The sequence below is a fragment of the Roseivirga spongicola genome, from assembly GCF_034376045.1.
Classification (GTDB): Bacteria; Bacteroidota; Bacteroidia; order Cytophagales; family Cyclobacteriaceae; genus Roseivirga; species Roseivirga spongicola.
In genome coordinates this window covers 97167-114599 of record NZ_CP139724.1, presented here as the reverse complement: position 1 = coordinate 114599, position 17433 = coordinate 97167, and the positions used below count along the sequence as shown (strand labels likewise).

At 41.2% G+C, this 17433-nt stretch carries 18 protein-coding genes; 14 read left to right on the top strand and 4 right to left on the bottom strand.

Annotated features, from left to right (window positions below):
• Positions 1-117: 117 nt before the first annotated feature.
• Genes T7867_RS00490 through hemN form a run of 4 tightly spaced genes read left to right on the top strand, consistent with a single transcriptional unit; the run spans position 118 to position 4792 of the window.
• On the top strand, positions 118-897 hold the full coding sequence (locus T7867_RS00490; RefSeq protein WP_068219883.1) for a hypothetical protein: 780 nt from the start codon (positions 118-120) through the stop codon (positions 895-897).
• Between the two features lie 2 nt (positions 898-899).
• Positions 900-3296 carry a heavy metal translocating P-type ATPase gene (locus T7867_RS00485; protein ID WP_068219887.1) on the top strand — a complete coding sequence of 799 codons (2397 nt, stop codon included), beginning with the start codon at positions 900-902 and terminating at the stop codon, positions 3294-3296.
• Position 3297: 1 nt separating this feature from the next.
• Positions 3298-3483, top strand: a complete 186-nt coding sequence (ccoS, locus tag T7867_RS00480) for a cbb3-type cytochrome oxidase assembly protein CcoS (protein ID WP_068219891.1) — start codon at positions 3298-3300, stop codon at positions 3481-3483.
• Positions 3449-4792, top strand: a complete 1344-nt coding sequence (hemN, locus tag T7867_RS00475) for an oxygen-independent coproporphyrinogen III oxidase (RefSeq protein WP_068219894.1) — start codon at positions 3449-3451, stop codon at positions 4790-4792. The genes ccoS and hemN overlap by 35 nt, the downstream gene beginning before the upstream one ends.
• 22 nt (positions 4793-4814) lie before the next feature.
• Here the strand turns inward: hemN and T7867_RS00470 are convergent, their stop codons facing one another.
• On the bottom strand, positions 4815-5420 hold the full coding sequence (locus T7867_RS00470) for a hypothetical protein (protein WP_068219896.1): 606 nt from the start codon (positions 5418-5420) through the stop codon (positions 4815-4817).
• Positions 5421-5622: 202 nt separating this feature from the next.
• Positions 5623-6162, bottom strand: a complete 540-nt coding sequence (locus T7867_RS00465) for an outer membrane beta-barrel protein (protein ID WP_157717590.1) — start codon at positions 6160-6162, stop codon at positions 5623-5625.
• Positions 6163-6400: 238 nt separating this feature from the next.
• Between T7867_RS00465 and ccoN the strand changes: the two genes are divergently transcribed.
• The 9 genes from ccoN (at position 6401) to T7867_RS00420 (ending at position 14664) form a co-directional block, all read left to right on the top strand.
• Positions 6401-8524 (top strand): cytochrome-c oxidase, cbb3-type subunit I, encoded by a 2124-nt coding sequence (gene ccoN, locus T7867_RS00460; RefSeq protein ID WP_068219901.1) that lies wholly within the window; start codon positions 6401-6403, stop codon positions 8522-8524.
• A 3-nt stretch (positions 8525-8527) separates the two neighbouring features.
• Positions 8528-8716: a hypothetical protein gene (locus T7867_RS00455; protein WP_068219904.1), complete on the top strand. Its 189-nt coding sequence runs from the start codon at positions 8528-8530 to the stop codon at positions 8714-8716.
• Positions 8717-8726: 10 nt separating this feature from the next.
• The gene (locus T7867_RS00450) at positions 8727-9608 is read left to right on the top strand and encodes a cbb3-type cytochrome c oxidase N-terminal domain-containing protein (RefSeq protein ID WP_068220804.1); all 882 of its coding nucleotides are present in this window, start codon (positions 8727-8729) and stop codon (positions 9606-9608) included.
• Positions 9609-9776: 168 nt separating this feature from the next.
• On the top strand, positions 9777-11198 hold the full coding sequence (ccoG, locus tag T7867_RS00445; protein ID WP_068219907.1) for a cytochrome c oxidase accessory protein CcoG: 1422 nt from the start codon (positions 9777-9779) through the stop codon (positions 11196-11198).
• 3 nt (positions 11199-11201) lie between these two features.
• Positions 11202-11642, top strand: a complete 441-nt coding sequence (locus T7867_RS00440) for a FixH family protein (RefSeq protein WP_068219910.1) — start codon at positions 11202-11204, stop codon at positions 11640-11642.
• Positions 11642-12349: a sulfite exporter TauE/SafE family protein gene (locus T7867_RS00435; protein WP_068219913.1), complete on the top strand. Its 708-nt coding sequence runs from the start codon at positions 11642-11644 to the stop codon at positions 12347-12349. Before T7867_RS00440 ends, T7867_RS00435 begins: the two co-directional genes overlap by 1 nt.
• Positions 12350-12439: 90 nt before the next feature.
• On the top strand, positions 12440-13288 hold the full coding sequence (locus T7867_RS00430; protein WP_068219916.1) for a universal stress protein: 849 nt from the start codon (positions 12440-12442) through the stop codon (positions 13286-13288).
• Between the two features lie 103 nt (positions 13289-13391).
• Complete coding sequence (locus T7867_RS00425) at positions 13392-13745, top strand: translation initiation factor (protein ID WP_068219920.1); 354 nt, start codon at positions 13392-13394, stop codon at positions 13743-13745.
• Positions 13738-14664, top strand: a complete 927-nt coding sequence (locus T7867_RS00420) for an alpha/beta fold hydrolase (protein ID WP_157717591.1) — start codon at positions 13738-13740, stop codon at positions 14662-14664. The genes T7867_RS00425 and T7867_RS00420 overlap by 8 nt, the downstream gene beginning before the upstream one ends.
• A 308-nt stretch (positions 14665-14972) precedes the next feature.
• Here T7867_RS00420 and T7867_RS00415 read toward each other — a convergent pair whose 3' ends face one another.
• Entirely contained in the window at positions 14973-15860 is an 888-nt protein-coding gene (locus tag T7867_RS00415; RefSeq protein ID WP_068219928.1) for a dienelactone hydrolase family protein, read from the bottom strand.
• Between the two features lie 102 nt (positions 15861-15962).
• Here T7867_RS00415 and T7867_RS00410 point away from each other — a divergent pair, with 102 nt between their 5' ends.
• Positions 15963-17093, top strand: a complete 1131-nt coding sequence (locus T7867_RS00410; RefSeq protein WP_068219930.1) for a Gfo/Idh/MocA family protein — start codon at positions 15963-15965, stop codon at positions 17091-17093.
• 29 nt (positions 17094-17122) lie between these two features.
• On the opposite strand, the gene T7867_RS19640 is transcribed toward T7867_RS00410, so the two are convergent.
• The gene (locus T7867_RS19640; RefSeq protein WP_068219932.1) at positions 17123-17332 is read right to left on the bottom strand and encodes a PLDc N-terminal domain-containing protein; all 210 of its coding nucleotides are present in this window, start codon (positions 17330-17332) and stop codon (positions 17123-17125) included.
• Positions 17333-17433 lie beyond the last annotated feature (101 nt).

Below are 17433 nucleotides of genomic sequence, written 5' to 3'. Positions count from 1 at the left end.
CATTAGCTTACTCTAAATGAATGGTAAACATGATTTTAATCATGTTTTAGTCTGATGGCCATCAATCACAACTTTTAGCGGTCCACATACCTTTGATTACCAATTAAATCTAAGGTAGTGAAACAGACCATACTCTTAGCTTCAGCCTCACAGGCTAACTTAATTCCTCTGCTAGAAAGCACTGAGGGTGTGTTAGCTCCAATCAATCAGAAGTATTGTAAGGTGTTTTTCATTGAGCAATTGGAAAAGGCTCATGTGTCTTCTGGGGCTCAGACTTCTAAGAAAGTTTCGGAGAGTCTAGATTCTCAGGTAGAGTATGAGATGGGTGTTGAAGAGTACACCAAGAGCCATGGAATTGAGGTGGAAACCTTAAAGAAAGTAGAAACGGAAACTTTGATTAGTGAAAGTTCTGTGGCCGATTTAATGGTGATTGATCTTCAAAGTGCACAACATAAAAGTGCACCTGATTGGCTGAATTATCTTATTGAGTTTTCTGCTTGCCCATTGCTACTGTTGCCGGGTAATGTTGATGTAGAATGCTTGGTAGCTGCCCACGATGCCAGTCAAGAGACAGTGAAAATGATGAAGGGTTTTCTTAAACTTTTCAATGAAGACTTAAGAAATCTGCCGCTTTCATTGCTTATGTCTGACCCCGAAAGCGAGTTAGAGATGGAGCGTGAAAAGGTGTTCATTAAATACCTAAAAGTTTACTTTCAGAATATTGGTGCCCAACACCTATACGATGAAGCTTTTCCAAGCCTATTCAGGTATGTACAGAATGAATGCGATAAACCAATGCTTATTGTCAATACCGATTTGGGGCGACAGATTTTAGAGAGCACCGAACAGTTCGAGACTCAAATTCTAGAACATCCAATTTTCATCTTCAAAGACTGAGCATGCGAGAGACCATTGAAAAGCAACAAACCACTTGCTATCACTGTGGAGATGAATGTTACACAGGCCAGATAACGGCCGATGAAAAAGATTTTTGCTGCACTGGGTGCAAAACAGTTTATGAGATTTTATCTGAAAATGAGCTTTGCGATTACTACACCTTAGAGCAGAACCCAGGGATAACACAAAAGAATAAAACCGCTCTTTTCGACTTTTTAGACAATGAAGAAATTGTCAGGTCTTTGCTAGAGTTCTCTGATGGAAAGCATGAGCGAATCACTTTAAGCATTCCTAATATCCATTGTAGTAGTTGTATCTGGCTGCTAGAACATTTGGACAGGCTAAACCCTGGGGTGTTAGATTCTAAAGTCAATTTCAGTCAGAGAAGGCTGACAGTTCATTACAACTGTCAAGAAATTTCATTGCGCCAACTGGCAGAAGGACTAGATAGAATTGGCTACACACCAGTTTTTAACTTAGAGAAGAAGGAAGAGTCTAACAGTGTTTATCAGCAGTTCGATAAGCAATTGCTCATAAAAATGGGTATCGCAGGCTTTTGCTTTGGTAATGTAATGCTACTGAGCTTCCCCGATTACCTCGGAATAACTTCGCTTGAGTATAATTATCAGGTCTTTTTCAGGTGGTTAAATGCGGTATTGGCTTTGCCTGTGGTTTTCTACAGTGGTTGGGATTACTTCGTTTCGGCCTTCAAATCTATCCGTCAGAAATATGCCAATATAGATGTGCCAATTGCCCTAGGGCTAGTGGTGCTGTTTTTACGCAGTGTCTATGAGGTGGCTTCAAAAACGGGTTCTGGCTATTTCGATTCACTCGTTGGCTTAGTGTTCTTTCTGCTCATTGGTAAATGGTTTCAGAACAGAACGTATCAGGCGCTTTCTTTCGACAGAGACTATAAGAGTTACTTTCCGCTGGCTGTACTAAAGTTGGTAGGTAAAGAGTATAAACCTATCATTGTGAATGATCTGGAGAAAGGTGATGAAATGCTTATTCGCAATGCCGAGCTGATCCCTGCCGATTCAATCTTAATCGATGATCAGGCTTTTATCGACTATAGCTTTGTAACGGGTGAGGCAGAACCTGTGCAGAAAAGCAAGGGGCAATACATCTATGCTGGTGGACGAATTGCAGGAAAACAGGCTAGGTTCATCATTCAAAGGCCAGTTTCTCAAAGTTACCTGACTTCGCTTTGGAATGAAGAAGGCTACGAAAGGAAGGAGAAATCGCTCAAGCTAATAGATAGAGTGAGTCAGTATTTCACCATTGCCATAGTAGCTATTGCCATTGTGTCGGCAGTTTACTGGCAGTTTACTGATCCATCAAAAACATGGCTGGTCTTTACTTCAGTCTTAATTATTGCCTGCCCATGTGCTTTGGCACTTTCAACACCGTTTACCCAAGGCAGCATTCTCAGAGTACTTGGAAAGCACCATTTGTTTCTTAAGAATGCTGATGTAATTGATGATCTACAAAAGGTTGATACCATCATTTTCGATAAAACAGGGACTATCACAGATCCGAAAGCAAAGCAAATCGAATTTGAGGGCGAAGAATTAACAGCTGCCGAGGCTTCTTTGGTTGTGGCAGCCGTTTCGAGCAGTACCCACCCATTAAGCAGGTATGTCAAAGAATTTTTGAATGCCGAGCCAGATGTCTATCAGATTGAGTCGTTTGAAGAAGTTACTGGCAAGGGCATTTTGGCTGTGGTAAGTGGGGTAGAGGTGAAGCTAGGTTCGGCAAAGTTTATAGGAATGGAAAGCCTTGAAGAAGCCAAATCTAGTGCTGTTTACTTAACCATAAGCGGTAAGTACAGAGGGGTATTTAAGGTGAATAACACCTATAGAAATGGATTGAAAGAGGTGATTGAAGAGTTGTCTCTGGCGAATGAGCTCAAGCTGCTCTCAGGAGATAATGATCAGGAAAGGGCTGCATTGACTGAATTGTTTCCAAAAGGAACCGAAATGCAGTTTGAACAAAAGCCTGACGATAAATTGAAGAAAGTGCAAGCTTTGCAAAAGAATGGTCATCGGGTAATGATGTTCGGTGATGGCCTCAATGATGCTGGAGCACTAAAGCAGAGTAATGTTGGTGTTGCTATTACAGAAGATATTTCATCTTTCAGCCCAGCCTGTGATGCTATTATGGATGCCAATGCTTTTAAGAAATTAGGTAGTTTACTGTCATTAATTACCGAAGGGAAAACGGTGGTTATAGCAAGCATGGCCATTTCATTGATGTATAACGTGGGTGGCATCACCTTCGCGGTATTGGGTATTCTTACTCCGCTTTTTGCGGCAGTGCTAATGCCTTTGAGTAGTATTTCTGTGGTGGCTTTTACCACCGCAATGGTAAGGTTAAGAGCAAAAAGAAAGGGATTGTAATATGTCGGTTATTCTAGTTCTAATTGTTACCAGCATTATTGTAGCAATTGTCTTTTTAGGAGCCTTTTATTGGGCAGTGAGGTCTGGGCAATATGACGATACCTATTCGCCTTCAGTGAGAATGTTATTTGAGGAAAAGAAAAAGAAGAAAAATGAAGAAGGAGCTGGAATTGCTGAAAAAGTATGATGTGCCCGTGCCTCGATACACCAGTTATCCAACGGTGCCCGATTGGCAGGTAAACACCTTCACAAAGAAGGGCTATAAAGAACTAGTTCAACAGTCATTTGCCAAGCATGGTAAAGATGGTTTGAGCCTCTACATCCACTTGCCATACTGTGAGAGCCTCTGTACTTACTGTGGTTGCAATACTCGCATTACGGTAAATCATGCAGTGGAAGGTCCATATATTCAAGCTCTTATTAAGGAATGGCAGCTTTATTTACAGGTTTTAGGAGAGCGGCCAACCATTAAAGAAATTCATTTAGGGGGCGGAACCCCTACCTTCTTTTCACCTAAACATCTGAAGGAGCTCATTGTAGGTCTGCTGGAATATGCAGACCTGCACGAGCGATATGAGTTTAGCTTTGAAGGACACCCAGGCAATACTACTTACGACCATCTGAAAGCCTTGGCCGAGGTTGGTTTTACACGAGTCAGTTTTGGCATTCAAGACTTCGACCCGAAGGTGCAAGAGGCTATCAATAGAAGACAGAGCTTTGAAGAGGTTGAACAAGTAACCCTATGGTCTAGAGAGTTAGGCTATAAGTCGGTGAATTTTGACCTTATTTACGGACTGCCATTTCAGACCCTTGAGAGCATTCAAGATACTATTGATTATGTGTCTGAATTAATGCCTGATAGAATCGCTTTTTATTCTTACGCACACGTGCCATGGCAACGCCCAGGTCAAAGAGCATATTCTGAAAAGGATTTACCAAAGCCAGAAATGAAGCGGAGGTTGAATCAATTTGGTCAAGAATGCTTAAAGAACTTAGGCTATAAACTCATTGGTATGGATCATTTTGCTTTGGCAGATGATTCGCTGCTCAAAGCCATGCATACTGAAGATCTGCATAGAAACTTTATGGGCTATACCACCAACCCGGGTAAAATACTCGTTGGCTTAGGAGTTTCTTCTATTTCAGATGTTCACTTGGCTTACGCTCAGAATGTAAAAACGGTAGAAGGCTATATGGAAAAAGTGAATAATGGCGAACTACCAGTTTTTAAAGGTCATTTTATGTCTCAAGAAGATATAGAAGTGAGAGAGCAAATACTGAAAGTAGCCTGTCAGAAGTATTTCGATTCGAGCGATATAAGTCTTGATCAATCTGTTTTACAGGAAACACTGCTAAACGATGGCCTTATTCAAAAAGAAAAGGGCAGGTATTCAGTAACCGAAATGGGCAACCAATACCTGCGCAATATCTGCTCACTTTTCGACCCCAATTATGGAAAGAAAAGAGAGGGGAAGGTGTTTAGTCAGGCGGTTTAGGTTAAACTTCAATAGAATCGTCTCATTTAAATGGGGAGATGCTGATATAAGGAGAGAATATTGTTCTGCCAATGTCAAAATTGAATGAATAATAGATATTCATGTCCAGGCCAATAAAGATTGAATTAGATAGTTTATGCTTAAGTCTAGCACCTGCTATCCAATTTCGAAATGGTTCCTTTTCCCCTTTATCGTAGTGAGTTGTACTTTTACTTTCAGGCTGTCCCGCAATCTGAGTTTGAATACTATTATATTGATTAAGGTTAGTTACCCCGAAACCCATTTGTGGAATTATCTCAGTGAATTCAGAGAGCTGAAAACCATATCCGGTTTTCAGCTCGTAATAGGAGTTCATATATCTTCTTTCCAAATCTCGATATTCGATATTATTAAGGCTGTATTTTAGATTTATTAAGACATCATTGCTTAGGGTATGATTTAACGCTAGTCCAAAACCATATCCATCATTATTGTTGTTTTGAAAATCATCTAGTTTACTCCAAGCATTGACGTTATTGTAGCTTATTTCAATATCAGTTTGCGGTAAAAATTGTGCTTGGAGATGGACTTGCGATGACATGAAAATCGCAATAATAAAAAGATATAAAGACTTTGTTGCTTTCTGCATAAATGTGTGTTTCCTACTCTCATAATAACCATTTCCTTATAATTATTCAAGCCTAAGTCTACACTACTGGATGTATAATTTGATTCATGATTAGCGACTTATATTCAAGAAATAGCTTAGAAATAAGCTATTTACTTTTCGACCCCAATTATGGAAAGAAAAGAGAGGGAAAGGTGTTTAGTTAGGCGGTTTAACTCCTAGTTTAAAAAAGGAAGCTTACGCCAACATTTACGGTGTTAGGGTTTAGGCTGAACCCAGTGAAAGTTCTTTCGTTTGCTCCTTCTTCTCGGTTCTCATAATTAAAGCCTTGTACCGACATATCCATTGAGATTTTGTCTGATAGGAAGTAAGAGAATCCAGGTCTGATACCAATGCTAAAGGCAGATATATCTGCTTCCGCTGCTGTCTCTCCTGTTCCAAAAGCAATTTGAGGTTGAGCAAAGAAATAGAATCTATCTGCAATAGGCTTATAGAACCTACTAAATACTCCAAAGCTAAAAAGCTTGTCTTTTGCATTGGAGTTACCAGCCGATTGGTAGCCTAACACTACCCCTAGACTTATATTGTCTGATAAAAAGTAACCTGCTTGTGGAGTCAGGTCAAAACGGTTGGTTTCTATTCCGTTAACCTCAATACTTGAGATGTTAAAGCTACCGCTTACCTGAACTTTCCCTTTTTCTATTTGAGCGTTTGCCGTTAAAGCGAAAAGACTAAATAGAATAATTGCACTTAATTTTTTCATGATTTTGAGTTTAATGTGAATATAGAGCATAGACTCCTTTTATTGATTTAAGGTTTAGCTAACCTCTATTAAATGATTTAAGTGGTTTTAGCCTTTGTATTAGTGGTTATATGGCCATTTTTCTAACTACAATCTAGAACATGATTTAAATCAGTTTTTTACCTAATGGCCATCAGGTCGCATTCTTCCCCGCACAGCTACCTTCGAATCATAATTTTTGAAAACCCAAGCTGTGACTATGGAACTGCAACAATTCAAGTATGACAACAAAATTGTCAAGTACTTTGCGATAGCAACCGTTGTATTCGGTGTTGTCGGTATGTTGGTAGGGCTCATTATTGCCACCCAACTATTCTTACCCCAACTTAATTTCGGCATTCAGTATACCACTTTCGGAAGACTAAGACCGCTGCACACCAATGCAGTGATTTTTGCTTTTGTGGGTAATGCCATGTTTGCTGGAGTGTATTACTCCATGCAACGCTTACTCAAAGCCAGAATGTTCAGCGATATGCTCAGCTGGATTCACTTCTGGGGTTGGCAACTCATTATTGTGGCTGCGGCTATTACGCTTCCACTAGGTATGACCACCTCTAAAGAGTATGCCGAGCTAGAGTGGCCAATTGATATTGCCATTACCTTAATATGGGTAGTGTTCGGTATCAACATGATAGGTACAATTCTTAAACGAAGAGAGCGCCACATGTACGTAGCTATTTGGTTCTACATAGCCACTTTCGTAACAGTTGCTGTACTACACGTGGTTAACTCATTCGAAATTCCTGTCACATTATTCAAAAGTTACTCATGGTATGCTGGTGTGCAAGATGCGCTTGTACAGTGGTGGTATGGACACAATGCGGTGGCATTCTTCCTCACTACACCATTCTTGGGCCTAATGTACTATTACTTGCCTAAGGCAGCCAACAGGCCAGTTTACTCTTACAAACTATCTATTATTCACTTCTGGTCGTTGATATTTATCTATATCTGGGCTGGTCCTCACCACTTATTGTACACCTCGCTTCCAGATTGGGCGCAATCGCTCGGAACGGTATTCTCAATAATGCTTATTGCACCGTCTTGGGGTGGTATGCTCAACGGTTTGTTGACACTTCGTGGTGCTTGGGATAGGGTTCGAGAAGACCCAGTTCTGAAGTTTATGGTAGTGGCAGTTACCGCTTATGGTATGTCTACTTTGGAAGGTCCTTTGCTTTCTATCAAGAGTGTAAACGCTATTGCCCACTTTACCGATTGGATTATCGCTCACGTTCATGTTGGTGGTTTAGGTTGGAATGGGTTCCTCACCTTCGGTATGCTTTACTGGTTGATACCAAAAATGTGGGGTACTAAGCTCTTTTCAACCAAAATGGCTAATACACACTTCTGGTTGGGTACACTGGGTATAATAGTGTATGCTCTGCCTATGTATACCGCAGGTGTTGTTCAAAGCTTAATGTGGAAGAACTTCAATGCTGAAGGCTTCTTGGAGTACCCGAACTTCCTAGAAACAGTAACTCAGATTATACCTATGTATATGATGAGAGCTATAGGTGGTCTACTTTACTTCTCAGGTGTGATTATAATGGTGGTGAACCTTATGAAAACTGCCAAGCAAGGTAAGTTCATGGCCGAAGAAGCTGCAGAAGCTCCAGCATTGGAGAAGAAGAAAGTGGTTGGTGGTCACTGGCACAGTGCTTTAGAAAGAAAGCCGGTTATTTTCACTGTACTAACCTTGGTAGCTATCCTTATTGGTGGGGTTATTGAAATGGTGCCTACTTTCTTAATCAAGTCGAATATTCCAACCATTGCTAGTGTTCAGCCTTACACTCCGCTGGAACTTCATGGTAGAGATATCTATATCAGAGAAGGTTGTAATAACTGTCACTCGCAGATGGTAAGACCATTCCGCTCAGAGACAGTCCGATACAAAGGTGAGTACTCTAAGGCTGGTGAATTTGTGTACGATCACCCATTCCTTTGGGGCTCTAAACGAACAGGTCCAGACTTACATAGGGTAGGGGGACTATACAACAATGTATGGCACTTCAACCACATGCTAGACCCAACATCTACTTCACCAGGTTCTATTATGCCGCCATATCCTTGGCTATACAGACAGCAGATAGATCCAGGCTTAACAGCAGGTAAAATCAAAGCCTTAAGAACGGTGGGAGTGCCTTACGAAGAAGGATATGAAGAAGTGGCCAATAATGATCTGAAGGAGCAAGCAATGGCCATTAAGAACGACTTGAAGGAAAACAATATCGACATTCCTGAAACGGCAGAAATCGTAGCCCTAATAGCCTACTTGCAGAGATTAGGGACGGATATTAAAGCAGAACCAACCGCAAATAAGTAAGCCATGTTTAAGTATTATTTCGAACAAGTTCATAATGTGGAGGTTTGGCCCATTATTTCGCTCATCATCTTCTTCGTGTTCTTTGTAGGGCTGATTGGCTACGTGTGGAAAATGCGCAAAGACTATGTAGAGCACATGGGAGATCTTCCCTTGTCAGACGAGAGTTTAAATGAGTTTCAGTCCCAAGAATAAATTCAGAAGCATGAACATTTTAAGAAAATTCAAACATAAAACTTCTGCCCTCATGGTAGCTATTTTGATGCTCTTGGGTACGAAATCTTATGCCCAAACCACAGCAGGTTCAGGCATAAGTCAAGAAACCATGTTATACATCACTTTTGGTTTGGTGTTTCTAGTGTCTCTTTTGGTGCTCTTGGTAGCTATTTATGTCTTACAGCTATTAAAAGGCTTTATCCGAAAGGAAATGACAGAAGAGCAATTGGCCAGACAAGAAGCCGAACCAGGTTGGTTTGCCAAGCTTTGGGCTAAGTGGAATGACTTCAGGCCAATGGAGGAGGAAGAAGAACTCTTGTTAGACCATGATTACGATGGCATCAAAGAGCTAGACAATCACTTGCCACCGTGGTGGAAGGGCTTGTTTTACGTAACCGTGGTCTATGCCGTTGTATACCTTCTCATTTTCCACGTTTTCAAAACCGCACCTCTTCAAGAGGAGCAATATGAAAGAGAGATTGCAGCTGCAGAAGCACTAAAGGCCAATGCAGAAGCAGACTTGGTGGTAGACTTTGATGAGAATACCGTAACGGCTACTACAGACGCTACAGAGTTGGCTGATGGACAAAAATTCTTCGAGGCTCAATGCGCAGTTTGTCACAAGGCAGACGGTGGAGGTTTGGCTGGGCCTAACCTTACTGATGAATATTGGAGAAACGGTGGAGGTATTTCGAACATCTACAAAGTGATTAAGAACGGTGTGCCGAACACAGCCATGATCTCTTGGGAGAGTCAGTTGAATCCGATAAGAATGAGAAATGTGGCTTCTTATGTAATGACCTTACAAGGAACGAACCCTCCTGGTGCTTTGCCTCCAGATGGAGAGCTCTATGAGCCGGAGAACGAATAGACGTAGCTAGTCCTAGTATTTCACTAGGGCTACGTCATTCCCCCTGAAAACGGGAGTCTCTAAATGGTCTGTACAAGTGATCATGAGGTTCCCGATCAGCTTGGGACTGACGATCATGTTTTGAAGTTGCCAGTCTCGGTGTCACACTGAGACAAAAAATGAAAGTCAATGGAGCAGGATAAAATAAAGGATCTCTACAATTACGATGAGCAATATCGCGATACTATTGCTACCGTAGACGAGAAAGGGAAAAGGGTATGGATTTACCCTAAGAAGCCGAAGGGCCGATATCACAACAAAAGGATAGTGGTTTCCATTGTCCTTTTGGCTATTCTTTTTGCTGGGCCATTCATTAAAATTGGTGGCGAGCCTTTCTTGCTTCTCAATATTTTCGAACGCAAATTCTCTATTCTTGGCGCTGTATTTTGGCCTCAAGACTTCTTTATCTTGGCCCTTATGGCCATCAGTTTTTTCGTATTCATCATTCTTTTTACCGTAGTGTTCGGTAGGGTTTGGTGTGGTTGGGCTTGTCCGCAGACTCTCTTTATGGAAATGGTATTCCGTAAAATTGAATACTGGATAGATGGAGATACTGGCCAGCAACGTAAACTCAAAAAAATGCCTTGGAATGCTGAGAAGATCAGGAAAAGGTTGCTCAAGCATAGCATTTTTGCCCTGATAGCCATTCTTATTGGTCACACCGTGATGGCTTATCTCATAGGAATTGAACAGGTGAAAGAGATTGTTTCTCAGCCTCCATCTGAGAACCTGGCAGGCTTTATAGGGCTAATTGCCTTTAGCGCTATATTTTATGGAGTCTTTGCCTTTTTGAGAGAACAGGCTTGTGTAGCTATTTGCCCTTACGGAAGACTTCAGGGTGTGCTTTTGGTCAAAGACTCAATGGCCGTAATGTACGATTGGTTGCGAGGTGAGCCAAGGGGTCGAATGAAGCGTAACGAAGATCGAAACACCAAAGGCGATTGTATAGACTGTAAACTTTGCGTTCACGTTTGCCCAACGGGTATAGACATTAGAAACGGAACGCAATTGGAGTGCGTAAACTGTACCGCTTGTATTGATGCTTGTGATGATGTAATGACCAAAATCGGTAAGCCAACTGGGCTTATTCGTCCTACCTCTTATAGCGCTATTGCTGAAGGAAGGAAGAAACTCTTCACCCCAAGAGTTGCTGGCTACACTGGAGTATTAGTAGTGCTAATGACATTGCTCACTATTTTTGTGTCGGGCAGATCTGATGTGGAAGCCACGGTTTTGCGCATGCCAGGTATGATGTATCAGAAGGTTGAAGGTGGCATGATTCAGAACATCTACAATATTCAGTTCTTAAACAAAACTGCGGAAGATATTCAGTTAGATGTATCGCTAATTGGTGTTGACGGAACCATTGAATCTGTGGGGGAGGGTGCCACAATTCTGCCAGCCAAATCTAAAGTAGACCGGGTGTTTATCATCAAGCTGCCAGAAGCGGATTTAACAGAAACGAAAACCAAAATAGAGCTAGAGCTGCGCTCTGGTGAGCAGATCATCGATAATATTACTACTAATTTTCTTGGGCCTGTAAAGTTTTAAATTATGAATTGGGGAAATAGAATTATTGTGGCTTTTGTACTCTTTTTTGGAGTGCTTTTCACGCTCGTCTATATCAGTATGAATACTGAATTCAGCCTAGTGGCCGACAATTACTACGAGCAAGAGTTGGCTTATGAAGATCAGCTCACTAGAATCAGAAACGTAAATGCTCTAGACCAAAAACCTGAGTTTTCAATAGACAGAACAGGCTTGAAGGTTTCGCTTGCTTTCCCCGAAGGTGTTGCTCAAAACATCAAAGAAGGAAAAGTGAAGTTTTACCGATCTAGTAGTGCAAGGCACGATAAAGAAATGGAGTTAGAGCTGAATGAAACCAATCAGTTCGAACAAGATATTTCTGAGTTTGTGGTAGGTGCTTGGAAACTACAGCTTTTCTGGACTGACGGAAATAAAGAATACTATAAGGAAATAGACTTTGTAATCTGATGTTGCTCTTGTGGACTGGCTTTTTATTTGGGTTACTAGGAAGCATGCACTGCCTTGGTATGTGTGCTCCTCTCATTTGGGCCTTACCACAACAAAAGGATAAACGTGCAGCTTGGTGGAGAAATAAACTGGCCTATAACCTCGGGAGAGCAAGTACCTATGCCATGCTTGGTTTAATTATCGGTTTGGTGGGAGAAACGATTTCCTTTGTCGGATTTCAGCAATATCTATCAATAGGTACGGGTGTTTTGATGATTCTTTTTCTGCTTTTTACTCGAGGCCGAATTCCACAGTCATTTTCCGTTAAGCCACTCAATAAGCTAGTGCTCAAGGTGAAGATGAGATTGGGTAAACTACTTCAAGGTAATACCTTCAAATCGAATGCTCTCATGGGGCTTTACAATGGGCTGTTGCCATGTGGTTTGGTTTATATGGCTTTATTAGCTTCTCTTTCTATGTCCTCTTTGGGAGGAAGCGCTCTTTACATGCTAGTTTTTGGTTTAGGTACATTCCCAATGATGTTGGCTGCTGCCTTTTTCGGTAACACAGTGAAACAATGGAATCAGAAAGTGTTCAGCCGATGGGTGCCTCGTTTTATCTTATTGGTTGCTGCGCTTTTGATATTCAGAGGGCTCAATTTGGGAGTGCCCTATTTAAGCCCTAAGCTCAGCGCGAATAATGACATTGTGGTTTGCGAAACTCCATAGAAACTCTTCTCCGTTCATGACCTAAATCATTCTTTTCTTCGGATATTTTTTCGTATTTAAAAGTAGACAGAAATAAGAAAGGAAATAGTCATGAAAACCATACTCGTACCAACAGATTTTTCGGAACAAGCCAGAAATGCCACTAAGTTGGCGGCTGAAATTGCCAAAAGAGGCAATGCCAAAATATTGCTAGTGAATGTTATTGAAGGTGCTAGAAACTTCTCTTTTAACACTATGGGCGAGGGAGCCGAGCCTGTAGGTGAAGAGGCCTTCTACATCAATAAGCTCATTGAAGTTCAGAAACAGCACTTGAAAGACTCCGCAGCAGATGAATTGCTAAAGGGACTAACGGTAGAAACCATTTTGGAAATGGGAAACCCTTATCAGGGAATTAGTAATGTAATTGCTGAACATAAGGCAGACCTACTAATAATGGGTACTCAAGGTTCTAGCGGATTAGATGAAATACTCATAGGCTCGAATACTGAAAAAGTTGTTCGTTACGCCAAGTGCCCTGTAATTACCGTGAAAGACGAAGTAAGTTTAAGCGATATTCAGAATATCGTTTATGCGACAGACTTAACTACAGATCAGTCTAAATTCATCAGCCATATTAAAAGCATACAAGCTTTAACAGGTGCCAAACTTCATTTATTAAAGGTGAATACGCCTAATCACTTCTACACTCAGCGGCAGATGAAAGATAAGTTCAAGAAATTTATCGATCAGAATGGGCTAGAAGAGGTAACGGTGAACATCTATAATGAGGCCACTGAAGAAGATGGTATTCTTTACTTTGCCGAAGACCTTGGTTCTTGCATGATAGCCATTGCCACTCACGGTAGAACTGGTCTCTTACATCTCTTAACAGGAAGCATTGCAGAAGACTTAGTGAACCACGCCACTATTCCGGTAATGACACTTTCAATGAAGAAGTAAATATTATAGCTAATTCGAAAAAGGTAAATCGGGAATTAGGTTGAATAGACTTGATTTCCGATTTCTGTTTTCTAAATACCTTGTCAATAGCTAATTTCGAATTATGTCTAAGAAGAATAAAAGAGATAAAGGAAGAACTGGGGTAGTCTATTCGACTAATCAAGATTATGACTATGACTATGAGGGTGAACTCGAGGAAGAAACCCTATCTCCTTCAGAGCAAAACCTGAAAGTTATGCTCGATAAGAAGAGTAGAGGAGGTAAGCAAGTGACCTTAGTGGAGGGCTTTGTTGGAACTGCAGACGACCTCAAAGAACTTGGCAAAATGCTTAAGTCTAAATGTGGTGTTGGAGGCTCGGCCAAAGATGGTGAAATCTTAATTCAAGGAGATTTTAGAGCAAAGGTGTTAGAAATACTACAGTCAGAAGGATATAGAGCTAAAAAAGTAGGTGGCTAAAATTTTGCGCTCATATAGCATTATACTTTTACTTCTCCTGCTCGGAGCATGTAAGGAAAAGCCGCTTGAGGTGGAAGAAGGCTATATGATAGTGAATGGCTCTGACGTCTATTACAAAACTATGGGTGAGGGCGAACCGCTACTGGTTATCCATGGTGGTCCAGTATTAGATCATTCGTATTTCCTGCCTCATTTTGAGCGCTTAGCTAAAGACTATCAGCTGATTTTCTATGACCAACGTGCTTGCGGGAAATCATCAATAGAAATTGATTCCGCAACAATGAATCTTGCTGGTTTTGTGGATGATATTGAGCAAATCAGGCAGAAGTTGGGTCATGAAAAGCTCAATGTCTATGGTCACTCATGGGGCGGTTTGATAGCCATGAAATACGCTATTGCTTATGATGACAAAGTGGATCATTTGATTCTTTCAAACTCTATGGCACCAAGTGCAGTCGACTGGCAGAAAGAGAATTTAGAAGCTGCTAAGAACATCAATGCAGCCGATCAGCGAAGGTTAGATGTTATTGTGAGCACAGGGCTTCTACGCTCGGCTAATGCTGTTCCATACATTAAGGAAATGATGCTCCTTTCCTTTAAATCTCAAATGTTTGACGCTAGAAACATTAACAAACTCAATCTCTTTATTCCAGAAGATTTTCAGCAGAGAAGTGCCGTGTTCGGGCTTTTAGGGCCAGATTTAGGTACTTACGATTTATATGCTGATCTATCTAAAATTAAATCACCCACCCTTGTTCTATTTGGGCAGAGTGAGGCTGCAGTCAATTTGCACGCCCAAAAAATGACGAAGGCCTTACCAAATTCAAGGCTAGAGGTAATCAAAAATTCAGGTCACTTTCCATTTATAGAAAACCCTACCGAGTTCGATAAATCAGTTAGAAGCTTTCTAAATCAGTAAGTATAAAGTGCTGTCATTCCCGCGCTGTCAAAGAACTCCATTAATTGCGTTTAACTACAGATTTTGCCTTCGCAGGAATGACAGGTTACCTACATCAAATGCTTCTTAAAGAAAACCCTCGATCCCTAAAACGGTGCCAACTCATTAAACTTTGAGTTTCTCTCCAAAATTTTATAAAACCGAACCTCTTACCCTCCCGATGCTTCGGGAAGGTCTGGGATAATGACTACTTGTCAAAAAGAGTCTTTGCGTTCTTAGCGCTCTCTGCGGTAATGTTTAATCGCTAAGGTTGCTTGACTCGCAAGTAATTACATCAAGTGCTTCTTAAAGAAGTCGAAAGTTCTGTCTTCAGCAAGTGTAGCAGCAGCTTCATCGTACCGAGGTGTGGTGTTATTATGAAAGCCATGGTTTACTTCCGGATAAACAAAGGCTTGGTGTTCTACTCCATTGGCCTTTAATGCTTTTTCGTAATCTGGCCACCCAGCATTTACTCTAGTATCAAGTCCTGCATATTGAAGCATCAAAGGAGCCTTGATTTTTGCTGCGTCTTCAGCAGAAGGCTGGCTACCATAAAAAGGAACTGCCGCACCAAGTTCTGGTAAACGAACAGCCATCATGTTGGAGATCCAGCCGCCAAAGCAGAAACCAACTACACCTACTTTGCCGTTGCTTTCCGGTCTTGCTTTCAACCACTCATAGGCTGCTATAAAATCTTCCAGCATCTCATTTCTATCGCGCTTGCGCTGCATGGCTCTACCTTCATCATCATTACCAGGGTAGCCACCAAGAGGGGTCAATGCATCTGGGGCAATGCTCATAAAACCAGCAACGGCACACCTTCTTCCAACATCTTCAATATATGGGTTTAGCCCACGGTTCTCATGTACCACTACTATACCTGGTAGCTTGCCTGAAGCATTCTCTGGTTTTGAGAAAAGGCCTTTTATCTCACCACCACCTTTGGGAGAATTGTAAGTGACGTAATCTGAGCTTAGTCTCTTGTCATCTGGGTTAACAGTAGCCGTAGTCACATAGTCAGGCATTATAAAATTGAGCAAAGAAGCAACTGTAAGACCACCTACAGCATAAATGGAAAGCCTTTCGAGAAATACCCTTCGGTCAATTTTATTATGAGCATATTCATCATATAGGTCGAATACCTCTTGGTTGATGTCTTGTTTTTGGAGTTTTTTCATAGTTAGAGTTGATTAGTTAATGAGTAAGTTACTCATTATAAGCTACTAATGTTTAGCTCTTTTTGTGAGCGGGCTGCATGGTAATTCGTTAAATTCAGACCTATGAAATTATCACGCAGAGATTTTAGCATGAAGACAATAAAAGGAGTAGGAGCCATGGCGGCCATGGGAGTTTTACCATTGTCCAATTTGGCGTGCCAAAGTCAAGGGAGAAAACTTGGAGTAGCCTTGGTGGGTTTGGGGTCTTACAGCACCTATCAGTTGGCTCCTGCGTTGCAAGATACACAACATTGCTACTTGGCGGGTGTAGTTACGGGGACTCCAGCTAAAGAGAAGGAATGGGCAGATAAATATGGAATACCTTCAGCCAATATTTATAATTATGAAAATTTCGATGCCATTGCCGATAATAAAGACATAGACGTGGTTTATGTTGTGCTGCCGAACGCCATGCATGCTGACTTTTGTATTCGAGCGGCAAAAGCAGGGAAGCATGTCATCTGCGAAAAACCTATGGCTATCAGTGTTAAAGAATGTGATGATATTATCAATGCTTGTAATGAAGCTGGGGTAAAGTTAGGAGTTGGCTACAGGTTGCAATCTGAGCCTTACACCAATGAAATTAAGCGAGTTGTTAGGGAGAAACCTTTTGGTGAGGTTCGTTATGTTTCTGCCGAAGCTGGCTATCGATCGAGAAGTAACCCAGACCAGTGGAGGCTGGATAAAGCACTTGCTGGAGGAGGTGCTCTCCTCAACATGGGTGTTTATGCTATTCAAGGTTCTATTTATGGTACAGGGCAGAATCCTATTTCAGTTTCTGCACAAGAATTCAGTACTGATCCTGAATACTTTAAAGATACTGATGAGTCGATCTCAGCTCAGTTCAAATTCCCGAATGGAGCCACTGGTAATATCTTTACCTCTCATAGTGCTAATGTAAACCGACACTATTCTGCCTTCGACAATGGTTGGCTGGAATTGAATCCTGCCAATAATTATGGGCCATTATCAGGAAGATTATCCACAGGAGAGGAAATCAAATTCCCTCATGAAAGCCAGCAGAAGCTACAAATGGATGACTTTGCTCTTCATGTTCTGGAAGGCGCGCCAAATAAGGCCCCTGGAGAAATGGGTAAGCGAGATATGATTATCTGCGAAGCCATTTATCAATCTATCGCTGAAGGAGGAAGGACAATCGACTTAGATTTGGGTAGAATGGGAATTGTAGACTAAATAGTCATGTCTACTTGAGCAATAAATCTTTAACGAAACTTGGGCTGGAATTTCCTTTTAGGTGCTCTTCCTTTGAGTTGAAAATAAAGAATTGAGCCTAATACTGGAAAGGCAATGATCAATAAGAAAAAGATAGATTTTTGAGATGGATCTTGTCTTCTGGTTTTCGCAATGTCAAACAAAGCCCAAGACCAAAGTACTACAGTTAAACCGATCGAGATCAATACTAAGAATTCCATTTAGTGTTCATTTGTTTTATTCTAAGTTAAGCCCTTTTCTTGTTAGAGACAAACCAAGCTAAATTTACGCTGGGACTGAGCAAGAGAAAATTACATTACAG

Bases quoted from the DNA above. Each gene is read 5' to 3' on its own strand.
- T7867_RS19640 (WP_068219932.1), bottom strand. From the start codon at position 17,332: ATGGAATTCTTAGTATTGATCTCGATCGGTTTAACTGTAGTACTTTGG.
- T7867_RS00470 (WP_068219896.1), bottom strand. From the start codon at position 5,420: ATGCAGAAAGCAACAAAGTCTTTATATCTTTTTATTATTGCGATTTTC.
- T7867_RS00410 (WP_068219930.1), top strand. From the start codon at position 15,963: ATGAAATTATCACGCAGAGATTTTAGCATGAAGACAATAAAAGGAGTA.
- T7867_RS00415 (WP_068219928.1), bottom strand. From the start codon at position 15,860: ATGAAAAAACTCCAAAAACAAGACATCAACCAAGAGGTATTCGACCTA.
- T7867_RS00455 (WP_068219904.1), top strand. From the start codon at position 8,528: ATGTTTAAGTATTATTTCGAACAAGTTCATAATGTGGAGGTTTGGCCC.
- T7867_RS00450 (WP_068220804.1), top strand. From the start codon at position 8,727: ATGAACATTTTAAGAAAATTCAAACATAAAACTTCTGCCCTCATGGTA.
- T7867_RS00440 (WP_068219910.1), top strand. From the start codon at position 11,202: ATGAATTGGGGAAATAGAATTATTGTGGCTTTTGTACTCTTTTTTGGA.
- T7867_RS00465 (WP_157717590.1), bottom strand. From the start codon at position 6,162: ATGAAAAAATTAAGTGCAATTATTCTATTTAGTCTTTTCGCTTTAACG.
- T7867_RS00435 (WP_068219913.1), top strand. From the start codon at position 11,642: ATGTTGCTCTTGTGGACTGGCTTTTTATTTGGGTTACTAGGAAGCATG.
- T7867_RS00485 (WP_068219887.1), top strand. From the start codon at position 900: ATGCGAGAGACCATTGAAAAGCAACAAACCACTTGCTATCACTGTGGA.
- T7867_RS00425 (WP_068219920.1), top strand. From the start codon at position 13,392: ATGTCTAAGAAGAATAAAAGAGATAAAGGAAGAACTGGGGTAGTCTAT.
- ccoS (WP_068219891.1), top strand. From the start codon at position 3,298: ATGTCGGTTATTCTAGTTCTAATTGTTACCAGCATTATTGTAGCAATT.
- ccoG (WP_068219907.1), top strand. From the start codon at position 9,777: ATGGAGCAGGATAAAATAAAGGATCTCTACAATTACGATGAGCAATAT.
- T7867_RS00430 (WP_068219916.1), top strand. From the start codon at position 12,440: ATGAAAACCATACTCGTACCAACAGATTTTTCGGAACAAGCCAGAAAT.
- hemN (WP_068219894.1), top strand. From the start codon at position 3,449: ATGAAGAAGGAGCTGGAATTGCTGAAAAAGTATGATGTGCCCGTGCCT.
- ccoN (WP_068219901.1), top strand. From the start codon at position 6,401: ATGGAACTGCAACAATTCAAGTATGACAACAAAATTGTCAAGTACTTT.